The organism is Moraxella sp. Pampa (assembly GCF_035181385.1).
Classification (GTDB): Bacteria; Pseudomonadota; Gammaproteobacteria; order Pseudomonadales; family Moraxellaceae; genus Moraxella.
The window spans coordinates 70095-85778 of the sequence record NZ_JAXCJK010000002.1 but is presented as its reverse complement, the minus strand read 5'-3'; the positions used below and the strand labels follow the sequence as shown (position 1 = coordinate 85778).

The following is a 15684-nucleotide window of genomic DNA, read 5'->3' as shown; positions in this document are numbered from 1 at the left end:
GTGGTTTTATTTTGTGATAAAATGAGCTAATTTTTTGGGCAGTTTTAATTAAAATTTATAAGGAAAAAAGTCATGACCAGACATTTTGATTACATCACCATCGGCGGTGGTTCTGGCGGTATTGCATCAGCAAATCGTGCTGCTATGTATGGCAAAAAAGTTGCCATTATTGAGGCTAAGCATGTCGGCGGTACTTGTGTTAATGTTGGTTGTGTCCCAAAAAAAGTGCTGTGGTATGGTGCAAACATGGCAGCTGCAATCCATCACTACGCTCCTGATTATGGTTTTAAATTAGATGTTCAGGATTTTGATTTTGCCACGCTTGTCAAAAATAGACAAGCCTACATTGGCCGTATTCATCAGTCCTATAAAAATACTTTTGAAAAAAATGGTGTTACTTTAATCAATGGATTCGCTAAATTTGTTGATGCTCAATCGGTGGAGATCAACCATGAAGATGGTACCAGTGAGGTCATCACAGCCGATCATATCTTAATTGCCACAGGTGGCCGTCCTTACCGCCCTAACATTGAGGGTGCAGAATTTGGCATTGATTCAGATGGGTTTTTTGATTTGACCAAATTGCCCAAATCCGTTGCTATTATAGGCGGCGGTTATATTGGTGTTGAGATTGCGGGCGTGATGAATGCACTGGGTGTGCAGACGCACCTTTGTGTGCGTAGTGGCATTTTAAAGGGTTTTGATGATGACATCGTTGAGGTGTTAACTGATATCATGACAAAAGATGGCATCACCTTCCATACGGGCGTCAATCCGACAAAGATTGAAAAAGGCGAGGGTTTAACCGTTCATCTAGATGGTGGCGAGAATTTGAATGTTGAATGCCTAATTTGGGCGACAGGCCGTGTTCCTGCTACTGATACAATCAACTTGGAAGCTCTGGGCGTGGCGACGAATGTCAAAGGGCAAATCATCACTGATGAATTTCAAAATACCAATGTCAATGGTATTTATGCTGTGGGCGATATCATTGAAAATGGTATTGAATTGACCCCTGTGGCAGTTGCTGCAGGGCGTAGGCTTTCTGAGCGACTTTTTAATAACAAGCCTAACGAACGCTTAGATTATAGCAATGTTGCTACAGTTGTATTTAGCCACCCACCAATTGGCACAGTCGGCATGACCGAGAGTGAGGCGGTGGCTCAGTTTGGTGTAGATAAAGTAAAGGTCTATCAATCAAACTTTACGCCAATGTATTCTGCCATCACTGCCCATCGTGAGCCATGTCGCATGAAATTGGTGTGCGTGGGAGATGATGAAAAAGTGGTGGGCCTACATGGCGTGGGCTTGGGTGTGGACGAGATGATTCAAGGCTTTGCTGTCGCCATTAAGATGGGGGCGGTTAAGCGTGATTTTGATGATACAGTTGCCATTCACCCAACAGGTTCAGAAGAATTTGTTACGATGAGATGAGGGCAAGCATGAGATTTATGCTTAAATGTGATAAAATGGGTGCATCTAAAACCAAAAGGAAGGTGAGAATATGCTAAATATGACGGCTTATCAGAGCAATGCATCTGTCGTAGCACATCTAAAACCAAGCCTGCTTTGGCAATGGTTTGCTAGAATTTGTGCCATTCCGCACCCAAGCCATCATGAAGAGGCACTTGCCAATCATATCATGGATTGGGCCATATCTTGTGGGCTGTCCGCTCGCCGTGATGGCGTGGGCAATGTCATCATCACCAAACCTGCCACTTGTGGCATGGAAGACCGTGAGTCAATTGCCCTACAAGCACATCTTGACATGGTGCCACAGGCGAATGCTGATACACTGCATGACTTTACACAAGATTCTATTATTTTGCGAACAAACCCTGAAAATCCAAATTGGCTTATGGCGACTGGTACGACTTTGGGAGCGGATAATGGCATTGGCATGGCCAGCTGTCTTGCGGTGTTGCAAAGTGATGATTTGGCTCACCCTGCCATTGAGGTACTGCTTACCATGACCGAAGAGACAGGCATGGTGGGTGTGTTTGGATTGCAAGCAGGAGAGCTTAAATCAAAGCTGATGATCAACACTGATACTGAGGAGATTGGTGAGGTTTATGTTGGTTGTGCTGGCGGTATAGATGCCAATGTACAACTACCTTGCAAGCAGATTGACAATCATTTTGACAGCAGTTTTGTTTTTGCCATAAAAGGTCTTAGCGGTGGTCATTCTGGTATCGACATTCACAAGAATCGAGGCAATGCCATAAAAATTTTGTCTCGCATTTTGGCGATGGTCTTGCCAAAATTTGATGGTAAGTTTGCTATTGCAAATCTAAAAGGTGGCACACTTAGAAACGCCATTCCTAGAGAAGCAAATATTACTTTGGCGTGTGATGAAATGACACAAGGCGACTTGATGACGGCGTTACAATCGGCTTTTGATGTGGTGTTTGATGAAATCAAAAAGGCAGAGCCAAAAGCTGTTTGTGTGATTAAAAAAACAGCAAAAGCAAATAAAGTACTAGGCATAAAAGATACGGCACGCATCATTCATCTGGTGAATGCCCTACCAAATGGCGTGGTACGAAACTCTGACATGGCAAATAATACAGTAGAAACTTCATTGTCTTTTGGTGTGCTAAGCCTTGATGAACTGGGTCTAAATGCCAATTTATTGATTCGTTCTTTGGTGGAGTCTGGCAAAGATGCTGTTTGCCAGACCATCAATAGCTTGGCAACATTGGCAGGGGCGAGTGCTGAATTTGTGGGCAGTTATGTGGGCTGGAATCCTGATGAGTATTCAAAAATCACACGCTTGACCAATGAATTGTACGCCAAAATACTGGGGCATGAGCCAGAGGTAAAGGTCATTCATGCAGGACTAGAATGTGGATTGATTAAGCAAAGCCACCCTGAGATGGATATTGTCTCTATCGGGCCAACCATTAAAAATGCCCACTCGCCACAAGAGATGGTACATATTGATAGCGTGAATACTTATTGGCAGTTGCTTACGCAGATTTTAGCTAACGCACCCAAAAAAGCCTAACTTTTGTTTGAATTTTTAAAAATCATTCTTGTTGTAACAATATAAATCTTTTATTCACTCACCAGTCATGATAATGCACCATAACAGCCAAACCGACCAACTCAGAGAGCGATTTTGGGAAAAATATCCTTTAAGCGAGCTTAATGATGATGAATGGGAAGCGCTGTGCGATGGTTGCGGTGTGTGCTGTTTGGTAAAATTTTTGGACGATGATGATCCAAAATTTACCACATATACTGATGTGGCCTGTCAATTGCTTGACTGCACAACTGGGCATTGTTCTGATTATGTTAATCGTAAACAATATGTTCCTGACTGTATTCGTCTGACCGCTGACATGGTGGTAGATATGATGTGGCTACCAAGGCATTGTGCCTATAAAAGACTGCATTTGGGGCGACAACTGCCATATTGGCACTATCTTGTTGCAGGGCAGACAATGCACGATAAAGCGATGAGTGATGTTGGTGTGCGTGGTCGCTGTGTGTCTGAAAGCTTATTTGACGAAGAAGATATTGAAGAAAGAGTGATTCGCTGGGTGAAAGTCTAAAAGCGATGTATGCTTATTGCGAAATCAACAAAAATTATTTGAATTAACGCTTGAATAATCTTGATAAATCCGCTAAATTAAACAAAACTTTCTATCAATTCTAAGGGATTTGCAATGTCTGACGACAGTCAATCGGGCAGTTGGAGGCGAGGGCTAAAGCGTTGGCTCTCCACTGCCCCTGAAACTCGTGATGATTTGTTGAAGTTGGTGCAGGATTCACGCCAATTTTTGGAGCCTGATACAGTAGATATGCTTGAAGGTGTGCTTGATTTGCCAGCAACCCAAGTGCGTGAAATCATGACACCACGCCCACAGCTTGCTGCTGTAAATAGCAATGACAGTATCGCTGACATTTTGGCATTGCTTCTTGATACAGAGCACTCCCGTTATCCTGTATTTGATAGCCATGATAATGATGCAGTGATTGGGATTTTGCTTGCTAAGGATTTGATACCTATTTTTGCCAAGCATGCAAAAGGCATTGATGAGCCGTTTATATTAAAAGATATTGTCAGAAAGCCTTTGTATATCAACGAATCAGCACGCTCAGATACCCTTCTTCGCCTATTGCAAAAGGCACAAGTTCATATGGCGGTGGTGCTTGATGAGTTTGGTTCGGTATCAGGCATTGTGACAATGGAAGATTTGCTAGAAGAAATTGTCGGTGATATCGTTGATGAGCATGATGATATTGATGAAGACAGCGATATTAATAATATTGTTCCGCACGCCACCAAAGAGGGTGTGTGGCTGATTCAAGCATCAACACTGATTGGTAGCTGTAATGAAACCATTGGTTCACAGTTTGATGACAAAGATGTGGATACGATGGGTGGGTTGGTCATGCAGGCACTTGGTTCGGTAGGCCATCTTGAGGGCGAGATGGTACAGATTGATGATTGGCAGATCACGGTCATTGATGTAGAGGGGCGATTCATTTATCTGCTAGAAGTAGCTTATTGCCCACAATCAGAGGTTTAACATCTAAATTTCATCAAAAGCACAATCATCAATTGTGCTTTTTTATTTTTATTATATGAATCTATTGGGGATAAGCTGTGCTTTTGGATTGTCTGGGTGTGGTCTGTCGGCATTTTTTAGGGTGTTGATGATCCATGTATCAGCATTTTTGACCGCACCAATTAAGTCGTCCCCTATTGCCAATCTTCCTGCAATGTAGCTGGCCAGCGAGCAACCTGAGCCGTGAAATTCGCCATCTAACCGTTCAATGATGCTTGTGTGAGCAATTTTTTCATTGATATATAAAAATTGTTCAATGTTACCACTTTCAAAATCATGTGAAGTCTTGACCAGTACAGCTTTTACGCCCGTACCATTTAATGCCTTGGCACAATCGTGTAGGTCGTCAAATCCTGTTAATGCACGCAGTTCGTGTGTGTTTGGTGTGATGAGCGTAGCGTGAGGTAATAGTTGGGCGAATGCTTTGACTAGCGTGTCTTTGTCGCCAAGATGACCGCCAGAGTTTGCCACCAAAACAGGGTCTAGTACAAATGGCGTGCCTGCATCTATGATGTTGCTGACAAATAAATCGGTGAGCATGGCGATATTGTCTACCGTGCCTAACATGCCTGATTTAATGGCTTTGACGGGCAAATCATCAAGTACGACCTGTGCTTGAGCTTTTAGTAGCGTGCTTGATACTGGCTCAAAGCCAAGCACCGCTTGAGAGTTTTGTACTGTAATGGCTGTGCACGCCACCGTTGCGTGTGCACCTGATGCACCGATAGACTCGATGTCAGCTTGCAATCCAGCCCCACCTGATGGATCAAGCCCAGAAAAACACAGCACGGTGGGACGCATGGTATGTATGGCCATAAAAATCCTTATCATAGAGCTTGCTAGATTGATGATATCATAGCAAATTCTACGGATTTTTTCATAGGTTTATATGCTTTTTTTGAAAATTTTAGCTTTTTTGTCAAAAATTGCTTGCAAAATATTAAAACTTTGTTATAATTACCGCCCACAACATGCTGTGATTTACACGCATTTTGTCAAATAAAACGGTGACGTGGGTGAGTGGCTGAAACCACATCCCTGCTAAGGATGCATACGGGAAACTGTATCGAGGGTTCGAATCCCTCCGTCACCGCCATTTATTTTTTTTGAGTTACTCTGAAAATAAATTAAAAAAATACTTGACTTACTGAATTATTTTAGTATAATAGTACACCATCAAGACGAAAGCAGTTGATGTTAAATCTTGACAATACGCACCCGTAGCTCAGTTGGATAGAGCACTTGGCTACGAACTAAGGGGTCGGGAGTTCGAATCTCTCCGGGTGCGCCATATAACAAAAAGTCATCAAAACAAAATAGTTTTGGTGATTTTTTTGTGCTAAAAATCTGGTGAAATGTAGCAAAGACTTTAATTAAAATGTTTGGGGAATTTCTTGTTGTTTCATGCTAAAATAAAACGAAATTTTAATTCATCATACATCATGACCAAGTTTATGAAGCAACACCAAAAAATTTCTCAATCACCAAAAATCAAAACTGTTCAAGATGAGCCAATTGTTATCTCAGGCCCTGTGGTTCGTTTATTAACCATGTTGTATGATGGCATGCTGATTTTGGCGATGTTGTTTTTAATGGGGCTTGTATTATCAGTGGTTGGTACGCTGATGTTTTTTGAGGTGGGAGGCAGTGCTGCTGATGCAAAATCTTTGCCAGTTTGGTATCAAAACGGCGTGATGACCCCTGCCTTTGTACTGACTTTGGTGGGGTTTTATGGCATATTTTGGCGAAAGTCTGGACAAACGCTCGGTATGCAGACTTGGCGACTAAAAACCGTTACAAGAGATGGTCAACTTTTGACTTGGGGTGATAGCTTTAAGCGTATTATCGGTGCGTGTGCTGTGCCATTTTTATTTGCGTTGATAGGTGCAATGGTCAATGGTTCTCGTTTGGCGATTCTGCTGAGTGCTTTTTTTGGCTTGATGTTTAATTATGTATTTTGCTGGTTCAATCGTCGTGGTTTATCGGTGCATGATATTTTGTCCAACACCATGACTTTAAAGGTGCCAAAATTTGAGCATGAAGGTCTTTTTGCCTCATTAAGGCGTAAGGGTTTGAATAAATAAAATGGATTGTGCTAAAAAAGCGTTCATGAAATTCATCATGAACGCTTTTTTTAGATGACCTTTGAGAATCGGTTGGTGTGTTTTTGTGTGAGATATTCATCAAACAGCATGGCCACACTGCGTCCTAAAATCCTTCCCTTTGGTAAGATTTCAACACCTGATTCATTGATGACAACCAATTCATCATCTGCCATGTCGGCAAGCTGAATCAGCTCATTATTAAAATAACTTTTTGCATCAATGTTAAATTTTGCGTTAATATCGGCAAAATCTAGGCGATCATGGCATAAAAGATTCATGATGACATAACGGCGAAGTTTGTCTTTGGCGTTAGATTTGATGTGCTTGACAGCGGGCAATTTGCCATCATCAATCATGTGTTTATATTCAGTCAGGTCGGTGTGATTTTGAAGAATATCTTGGCCAATTTGACTGATGGAGGATACGCCAAAGGCAAGTAAGTCACATTCACCAAGGGTGGCATAACCTTGAAAGTTGCGATGCAGTTTTCCTTCTCGTTGAGCGATTGCCATGGCATCATCTGGACGGGCAAAGTGATCGATACCGATGTATTGATAGCCTGCATCGTTGAGTGTATTGATGGTATTGCCAAACATGACCAATTTATCAGCAGGGCTTGGCAAGTCTTCGTTTTTGATACGACGCTGGGCGACGAACCGCTCTGGCAGGTGTGCATAATTAAAAATCGATAGGCGGTCAGGGCTGATGTCGATGATTCGTGCTACTGTATCTGCCATACTTTTTATTGTCTGGTGTGGCAGGCCGTAAATTAAGTCAATGTTGATTGAGCAAAATCCAAGTTTGCGAGCATCTGCCATTACTTGGCGGATTAAAGACTCTGGCTGGATACGATTGACAGCAATCTGTACTTTTTCATTCAAATCTTGCACGCCAAAGCTTAGGCGGTTAAATCCCAACTGTCTGAGTGTGGTTAGTGTATGCTCCCCAAGCTCTCGTGGGTCTATTTCTACTGAATAATCACCATCTGGGGCAAACTCAAACTCATCTTGTAAAAACTCCCAAAGTGCCACCAATTCATCATCACTAAAAAAAGTCGGTGTACCCCCACCAAGATGTAGCTGTTTGACGATTGGATTGCCATTTAAATAGGATTTTTTGTGCTTGACCTCTTTGATGAGATAATCTAAATAATCGCCAGCATCGCTATTTTTTTTGGTAATGATTTTATTACAGCCACAGTAATAACATAGATGACGACAAAATGGAATGTGAAAATACAGTGAAATGGGTGTTTTGGGATCTTTTTTTGCTAAAATTTGTTGTTCTACGCCATCAGCGATGGGCAAGAATTCAAGTGCGGTGGGGTAGGAGGTGTATCTTGGACCTTGTCGGTTGTATTTTTTAATTAAGGACTCATCAAAGTGTACATCGCTAAAATGTAGAGGTTGATGATTGGCATAAGGATTCATGGCTCGCCCCTTTTTTTAGCATTTGTTTTTAGTTGGTATGTTTGGATTATTATACCTTGCTTTTAATGGGTTATCAATTTATCGGATAATATTTGCTAAGATGTTTTAAAAGAGTGATTTGCTCATTTTTTTTAGCGGTGTGTTTTTTATGGTGCTGATTTTGCGGTTTTGATATGGGTGATAGATGGAGGTTTGGTTTGCTGGTGATGATCAGATGGGGGCTATGCTCTGGCAGTTGTGCTAACAATGATGATTTTGGTTTAAAAAAATAAAAACCGCCCATCACGAGCGGTTTTTATTTTTTTTAGTACAGGTTATTTGACTTATTGTCTATGCTTTAAATATTCCTGCTCTTTTTTGGCATCTTCTGCACGCCATTTAGCAGTTTTCATCTCATCAGCAGTTGGGCGTTGCTCAAGATTTGGCACACTGGTAATGCCCATTTCATTCAATGCAAACGCCACAGTTGTTAGTTCATTCTCTACGCGTTCGGCATAGGTGTTAGGACCATGGCCATGATCTTCAGAAGCACTTAACAAAGCAGGTCTGTCACAACTTTGAACCTCTTGTAGCTTGGCAGCAAAGCGGTAGGAGTGTGAAGGTACGACTCGGTCGTCTCGTTTTGAGGTCTGAATGAGTGTAGATGGGTAGCAATTGCCTGATTTTAGGTTTTGATAAGGTGAATAACTCATCAAAACATCATACACATGGCGACTTTCCTCAGGTGTGCCGTATTCTTCCATCCAAAATTGGGTGATGCCAGCTTTTTCATGACGAAGTTGGTCAAGTACAGCAACTTGTGGGAATGCCACTCGGTATTTGCCAGGGTGGCGAACCATCGCTGCACCAACCAGCAAACCACCATTTGAGCCACCAATGATGCCCAAATGATCAGGGTTGGCATAACCTGCATTATTTAGATAATCAGCAGCAGAGGCGAAGTCATCGTAGCCTACCAAGCGTTTATCATGTTTGGCAGCATTTTGCCACGCATCACCGTATTCACCGCCGCCACGAATGAAGGCGTGTGCCCACACACCACCGTTTTCTAGCCAGATGGCATTGGCAGGAAAACCGAACACTTGGTCATAGATAACCCCATAACCACCATAACCATATAGTAATGTTGGGTTTTTGCCGTCTAATTTGATGCCCTTTTTGTAGCTGATGTTCATTGGGATTTTTGTGCCGTCGTTGGCGGTGTAAAATACCAACTTGGTTTCAAACTGGCTGTCATCAAAAGGCGTCAGGTCGAAGCGACGAATATCCAAGAACTTTCCTTTGGCAATACTATACTTGTAGTCTGTTGATGGTAAAGTTGGATTGCTAAATCGGAATTTGATATAGTTTTCTGAGGCTTCTGGGTCATGCTTTTTGGCTTCAGCGTCTTCTTCCTCATCTGAAGAGTCATCAACGACATTGCCTGAAAGCTTGGAAATATATCCTGCACCTTGTGCTGGGGTCAGATCTTTACTTTCTCCTGTTTTGATGTCTATAAGAATCAGGCGACTCACCCCATCTTTTAGATAGCTCACCAAGAAGTAGCCATCGCCTTCTTTGTGATAGTAGGCCTCACGCATGATGTCGTATTCAGGCGGTGTGGTTAAAAATACCTCACGCTTATTTAGGTTGTCAAGATTGATTTTGATGATCTCGCCCTTGCGGTTATTCTCACCGCTGATGATATAGGCATCGCGTGTCTCTGGATCAAAATGAACCAGTTTTGCTAAGATGTTATTATTAAAAGATGGATTATTTTTGAACACTTCATCAAAGAATTTCTTGCTGTGCAGGCGATAGCTTAAATCTGTTTGACGGTCTTTAATATAAACGGAGTCAGCACTGTTCCAAGTGTCCATGACGATATAGCGTTTGTCCTTGCCTTCAAAGGAGATGCTATTGATACTAGCTCCATCAACATGCGAAAGAGGTATGGCGACAGGATCGATGAACTTTTCTTTGCCAATGTCACGGTAAAAGACCAATGAACGATGCTCTTCAACCGCTCCATAGTAGATGGTATCATCATCGAACCATTCTGCAGCAGGGTTTGTGCGATTGATGCGACCGATGATTGGGGTAGCAAGTTCACCTGTCTTGGTGTTGATGATGTGCAGGAACCAAGGGTCAACATCAGCACTGCCTTGTCTTACAAAAAAAGAAATGTAAGAACCGTCTTTGCTGGCTTTGACACTGCCACGAATGGTTGCTTTGCCATCAGGTGCTTTCTCGCCATCAGCAGAGATGTTTGCCTCATTGACAAGCTCGGTCCGTGTACCATCAGGAGCAATTCGCTCAATGCGAAAATAACCATCGCTGTGGCGATACGATCGAATCTCACCAATGTCTTTGCGATAGATTCTCTCAACGGTGTGTTCGACATTTTTTAGAGCGTCGACATTTTTTTTGAGCTGTTCATAAACAGGTAACTGTTGAATGTAGCTTTCAGTGACGGCATTTTGGGCATTAACCCAGTCATTGACACGGCTTGAGGTTGGTGTTGGAACGGTTTGCAAGTACTCGACAACTGCTTGGGTAAGAGGCTTGTCGTCTTCTTGAATGGTGCCAATGAGGTTGCGTTCTCTGTCTTTACTGCTCTCTTTAGCAATACGAGCATCAATATTATCGTAGTCTTCCAACCAGCGATATTTATCAACATGAGTTGCGGCAGCATAATGGTCAATGCCATCATCAGGTGCATGAGGATTGGAGCTGTGTACGGCATTTCTTGTAGAAGCTGTATTGGCTGATATGCCAAATTCGCCATACAAAAATGGATCCAGCTGTTCTTGATGAATGGGTGTGTGTGGGTAGTTTAATTTTTTTACTTGGTTTTTGTCATCTTCTGCATGGGCCATACCTGCAGATAGGCAAGCAGCCAAAGCAAGAAAAAGCGTGCTTAATTGAGTTGGTTTCATTTACAATTATTCCTATAAGTCAGTCCCTCAATATGACCATCAATCACATTGTAAAAATGCTCTTGATGGTCATGTGATGGGTCTTAGAAAGTGAAGACAAGTCCAGCACGAACATTCTTATCGCTAAGACGGCTGATGTCTTTGCTTGCAACTTTAAATGTGGTCTCTTCGATATCATAACGGGTGTATAGACGCACATTAGGACGCACACGGTAGTCAAGCTGAACATAGCTTTCTTTGGTATCGGCATTGTCAAACAGATGAGTTTCATCACCATCTACATAAGAATAATATTGCTTGGGATCATTAGGATCAAGGGTTCTAAGGTCTGTACTTAAAGGTTTGGCACCTTTTTTAAGCTGCGTGCTGGCTTTTTTGATGCCGTGACCTGCACTGACTTGGAAAATAGGGTTGATGTCATAAGCAACTTTTGCACCCAAGTAGTCGCTGGTTTTGGTGTCAAGTGGCGTTTTTTCATCTTTTGAGAAAGTCTCTTTTTTGCGACCAATATCAGCAGCAACCAGCAATTTGCCTACTTGGTATTCAACAGAGCCAGCCACACTTTGGGTTTGGGCGGGGTGTTGGTTTAGGGTGTTATTAATCCACCCAAAATCAACCCGATTGCCACCTGAGTTTAAAACAATAGGCGTGTATGCTGGATTTGCCTCTTTTTGGCTATAACCCAAACCAAAACGAACACTGTGGTCTGCTTTGATTGGGTAGCGGTAGCTTAGCGAAGCACCATAGCCTGATTTGATGCCAGAGTTATCATCTTTTCGTACATCATTCACACCAGAGAAGCTGTAATAAGCACTGGCGTGCAGTCCTTTTTGGCCATAGTAGTCTAAGCGAAGTGCTGAGGTGCTAAATATGTCAAGTGGTGTGTCAGTGCCTGTGCGATTGACATAATTGGTGTGTAGGTATTGACGACCCAAGCTGACTGCACCAATGCCCTTTTTGTCAATTGATAAGCTTGAGTTTGATAGATACATATTGCGACTGTCGCTGTATCCTAGACCAATGTTGGCAGTGGTACGCCAGTCATTAGGCAGTTTTTGAGAGGCACGAAATTCCACATAAGAAACCCCTTGATTTTGTCCCAATCTGGTTTGTTTGTCTGTAGCATCTTTTGGAGTCTCTACAGGTGATACTCCGCCATCGCTGTGCCAATCTTCACCATCACCATCGTTTAGGATATGGTGCTTGGCATCTTGGTTGGTGGCTTGCATATCAATCTGACCGTTGATGTCAAGGCTTAGACCGTCTTTGGTGTACAAATTATACACAGCATGGCTGCTCATGCCAAGACCAATGACACTGAGGGTTAAAGCAAGTTTGGTTAAGCGAAAAGTGGCTGTATTATTCATATAAAAAGTCCTTTAAAATTAAAATGAGAAAGAAGCACCAACAGAAGTATAAAGTCTATCACGCTTACTAAATTCACCCTCTGTAACATAGTTCTTGGTTTGGGTGTTTGACACCTCACCATTTAGGCTGATGTTTTTATATAGCTGATATTCTAGCTTGGCAAGATAGCGATCTTGTTTAACTTTTTCAAAAAATTGAGCTTCGTTTACATTTTGGTGTTTGGCCAAATCTTTGAAACTAACAGCTTTGCCATTGGTGTCTGTCTTATGAGCGTAGCTTAGAGTGCCACTCAGGCGAGGCGTAAATTCATAGGTTGCTTTAACACCATATACTTTGGTATTTAAGTTGTCCCACCAAACGCCATTGTACTTGTTGTTTCTTTGGCCATAATCTAAGCCAAGTTTTAGATTATTGTCCTGCAAACCGATGCCCACAAGATAAGATTCTCCCTGACTGATTTCCTCAGCATAATAAGGGTCTTTATGTCCTTCGCTTTTGGTATAGCCTGCCGCCAGCGTTAAGTTGTTTCTTGCCCCAAAATCAAACTCATATCCCGCTGAGACACCGCTACTTTTATGCAAACCAAACTGATAGCGACTGTTGACATCAGGCGAGGCATTAAATAAATGGTAGCCAGCCAGTGTTAAGTTGGGTATTTTGGTGTAGCGAGCTGAGATATTTGTACCTCTGCTTTGGAGAATATTGTCAACATCGGTCTGCTTGACAGGCAAACGAGTCCAGCCATCACCAACAGTAACACGACCCAATTCTCCAAATGATCCAAAATCGAGTGATACACCCCAAAGCGCACCGTAGTTAGTACTAGAATTTTGGTTGTAATACAGATAAGTGGTGCCGCCTAATTTAAGTTTTTTGGTCAATGCTTGAGTAACATACAGCTCAATGCCTGCATCATCAAGACCTTCTGCTTTGAGACGCTCATCGGCATCTTTACGGTCTTGGTCAGCCAGTACATCTGCTAATGTACCATCTTTACCATAAATGGCAGGGTCTGCCATGGTATAGTTAAACTTATCTGAAGTGGTGCTGAGCCTAGGATTGACACTACCACCAACATATAATTGTAGACCATCTCGGACATTTGGAGTGCTGATCCACACACTGTGAGCAGGCATTGCCAAAGCTGCCAGAATGGAGATGAATAAAAATTTTGAGGTAGATTTAAGTTTGGTGTGGGGGGTTATCTTAAGCATAAAAATTCGGTTCTCCTTAACAAGTAAACCAGTCCTAGCGGTGTCTGTAAATTTGAAAAAAGCAGTCATGGCAAGAAAGGGTCTTAAGACAAATATTACCAAAAGTGCTCATTTAGTAAAATGATACAAAACTCTTGGTTTGTTTAGATTAGCATGACAAATATTGAAAATCAAGCAACAATTTTAAAAAATAAATAATAAGAGCCTGACTATCTGTTTTGTATGTAAATATTTGTGATCAACAGCCTGATTGATGTGTGTCATGGCTAACAATAGCACGGAGCGTCAAGCTTGTATGTGAGTTAAAGTTTAAAACTGTTGATGTTATTTTGGGCTTTATCAAGATTGCCTGACATGATAAGCTTCAGATTATCGATGGCACAATCTAGTGCTTTATCAATACTGATGAAGTCATTGCAACTTGGCTTGGACAGCACCCAACCACTGACTTTGCTGGCGTGCCCAGGGTGGCCAATGCCAATGCGTAGGCGATGAAAATCAGCACCGATGTGCGGTACTATATCTCTTAGTCCGTTATGCCCACCATGCCCACCACCTGTTTTTAGGCGGATACTGCCTGCATCAATATCCAATTCGTCATGAGCGATAAGCATTGCATTTGGTGAAATGTTATAAAATTTTGCCAAGGCAGCGACAGCAAGCCCAGAGCGATTCATGAAGGTATCGGGTTTTAATAGGCGTACATCTTGACCAAAAATCATACCACGACCAACATGACCGTGGTATTTTTTATCATGGCTTAGGTTGATGTTAAATTGCTCGGCAATTTTATCAATAAACCAAAATCCTGCATTATGGCGAGTGTCTTTGTATTCGTTGCCAGGGTTGCCAAGTCCAACGATGAGTTTTATGGTCATGTCTTGTCTTTATGAGTAAAAAAATTACCGATTATTATAGTTAATTTTTAATAAAATGAAAATAAATTGGTAACAAAAAAGCCAGCAAAATTTTGCTGGCTTTTGAATCATTAGAATGATTTACTCTGATGGTTGTATCATTCTTCTTCTTGGCTTTGTGCATCTTCAGCAGGTGCTTCAACAGCTTGTGCTTCAGTGCTTTCTTCTTCGCTCTCTTCTTCAACTTTTTCTACAGTTGGTGCTTGCATGCTAACAACGGCGTTGTCTAGTTCGCTGTCGTCATGTAGAACCAATGTCAAGCCTTCTGGTAGTACAACATCGCCTAGGCGAATGTTGTCGCCCACTTCTAGTGCAGCCACATCAACTTCAATGAATTCAGGTAGGTTACGTGGTAGGCAAGTTACTTGAATGTCGTTCATCAGCTGAGTAAGTACGCCACCAGCTTTTTTGCCAGCTGATGCTTCTTCATTAACAAACTGTACAGGTACATTAAAGTTCATCTCTTGACCACGAACAATGCGTTGGAAGTCAGCGTGTAGCGGAAAACCCTTTGACGGATGGCGTTGTAGTGCCTTGATGACCACTTCGTGCTTTTGACCATCTAGCTCAATGCTGATGATGCTAGAAAAGAATGCGTCTTCTGAAATGGCTTTAACTAATTCATTTGTTTTTACGCAAATAGAAACTGGCTCACCTTCACCACCATAGATGATGGCAGGAATTAGATTTTCTTTACGCAGGCGGCGGCTCGCACCTTTGCCCTGCTGTTCGGTAGCGCGTGCTACGGCATTTAGAGTGTAACTCATGATGATTCCTTAAATGGGAAATGAATGAAAGATTTAGGCTTGCGACCAGCCTAATCATCTTCCAAGGCAGTTGGCAAAAAAGAAGGATAACTTCGCTTTATGCTTGGAAAATTAGCCATCAATTATACTAAAAATTTTTATCATTGGCAAAGGTTTTTGTGCTGATTTGAGCTTATTACCAAGAAAAGATGGTTGTTTCATGGTTAATTTTGGTAAAAATATTTAAAAAATCCACCATTATTGAGAACAAGTCTCATATTCTTTATCTATTTTGGAGGTTTTTGTTATATAATAGATAAGTTTGTTACAAAAATAACACGCCTTGAATGATGTTTGTAATGATATGGCTCATATCAGCAAAAAAACAAGGCGACAAGACTGAATTTTT

At 41.9% G+C, this 15684-nt stretch carries 12 protein-coding genes and 2 tRNA genes; 7 read left to right on the top strand and 7 right to left on the bottom strand.

Annotated elements, in window-relative coordinates; translation table 11 throughout:
* The first annotated feature begins 72 nt into the window (after positions 1–72).
* The 4 genes from gorA (at position 73) to R0123_RS04800 (ending at position 4538) form a co-directional block, all read left to right on the top strand.
* Positions 73–1434 (top strand): glutathione-disulfide reductase, encoded by a 1362-nt coding sequence (gorA, locus tag R0123_RS04815; protein ID WP_323841197.1) that lies wholly within the window; start codon positions 73–75, stop codon positions 1432–1434.
* Positions 1435–1504: 70 nt separating this feature from the next.
* Positions 1505–3007, top strand: coding sequence for an aminoacyl-histidine dipeptidase (locus R0123_RS04810; protein ID WP_323843293.1), 1503 nt, complete (start codon positions 1505–1507; stop codon positions 3005–3007).
* A gap of 67 nt (positions 3008–3074) precedes the next feature.
* Entirely contained in the window at positions 3075–3557 is a 483-nt protein-coding gene (locus tag R0123_RS04805; protein ID WP_323843292.1) for a YcgN family cysteine cluster protein, read from the top strand.
* A 114-nt stretch (positions 3558–3671) separates the two neighbouring features.
* Complete coding sequence (locus R0123_RS04800) at positions 3672–4538, top strand: CBS domain-containing protein (RefSeq protein ID WP_323843291.1); 867 nt, start codon at positions 3672–3674, stop codon at positions 4536–4538.
* A 51-nt stretch (positions 4539–4589) separates the two neighbouring features.
* On the opposite strand, the gene R0123_RS04795 is transcribed toward R0123_RS04800, so the two are convergent.
* Positions 4590–5378: a hydroxymethylpyrimidine/phosphomethylpyrimidine kinase gene (locus tag R0123_RS04795; RefSeq protein ID WP_323843445.1), complete on the bottom strand. Its 789-nt coding sequence runs from the start codon at positions 5376–5378 to the stop codon at positions 4590–4592.
* A gap of 205 nt (positions 5379–5583) precedes the next feature.
* Here R0123_RS04795 and R0123_RS04790 point away from each other — a divergent pair.
* The 3 genes from R0123_RS04790 to R0123_RS04780 all read left to right on the top strand — a co-directional run bounded on the left by R0123_RS04790 (position 5584) and on the right by R0123_RS04780 (position 6661).
* Positions 5584–5673: transfer RNA gene (locus R0123_RS04790), tRNA-Ser, on the top strand.
* 118 nt (positions 5674–5791) lie between these two features.
* Positions 5792–5868: transfer RNA gene (locus tag R0123_RS04785), tRNA-Arg, on the top strand.
* Positions 5869–6109: 241 nt separating this feature from the next.
* Positions 6110–6661 carry an RDD family protein gene (locus tag R0123_RS04780; RefSeq protein ID WP_416381495.1) on the top strand — a complete coding sequence of 184 codons (552 nt, stop codon included), beginning with the start codon at positions 6110–6112 and terminating at the stop codon, positions 6659–6661.
* Between the two features lie 50 nt (positions 6662–6711).
* Here R0123_RS04780 and hemN read toward each other — a convergent pair whose 3' ends face one another.
* The 6 genes from hemN to R0123_RS04750 form a co-directional block, all read right to left on the bottom strand.
* Complete coding sequence (gene hemN / locus R0123_RS04775; RefSeq protein WP_323843289.1) at positions 6712–8112, bottom strand: oxygen-independent coproporphyrinogen III oxidase; 1401 nt, start codon at positions 8110–8112, stop codon at positions 6712–6714.
* A 323-nt stretch (positions 8113–8435) separates the two neighbouring features.
* Entirely contained in the window at positions 8436–11030 is a 2595-nt protein-coding gene (locus tag R0123_RS04770) for a prolyl oligopeptidase family serine peptidase (protein WP_323843288.1), read from the bottom strand.
* 83 nt (positions 11031–11113) lie between these two features.
* On the bottom strand, positions 11114–12397 hold the full coding sequence (locus R0123_RS04765) for a porin (protein ID WP_323841204.1): 1284 nt from the start codon (positions 12395–12397) through the stop codon (positions 11114–11116).
* A gap of 18 nt (positions 12398–12415) precedes the next feature.
* Positions 12416–13612, bottom strand: a complete 1197-nt coding sequence (locus R0123_RS04760) for a hypothetical protein (protein ID WP_323843287.1) — start codon at positions 13610–13612, stop codon at positions 12416–12418.
* 302 nt (positions 13613–13914) lie between these two features.
* Positions 13915–14490 carry an aminoacyl-tRNA hydrolase gene (pth, locus tag R0123_RS04755; RefSeq protein ID WP_323841206.1) on the bottom strand — a complete coding sequence of 192 codons (576 nt, stop codon included), beginning with the start codon at positions 14488–14490 and terminating at the stop codon, positions 13915–13917.
* 137 nt (positions 14491–14627) lie between these two features.
* Positions 14628–15299, bottom strand: a complete 672-nt coding sequence (locus R0123_RS04750; RefSeq protein WP_323841276.1) for a 50S ribosomal protein L25/general stress protein Ctc — start codon at positions 15297–15299, stop codon at positions 14628–14630.
* Positions 15300–15684: the final 385 nt, after the last annotated feature.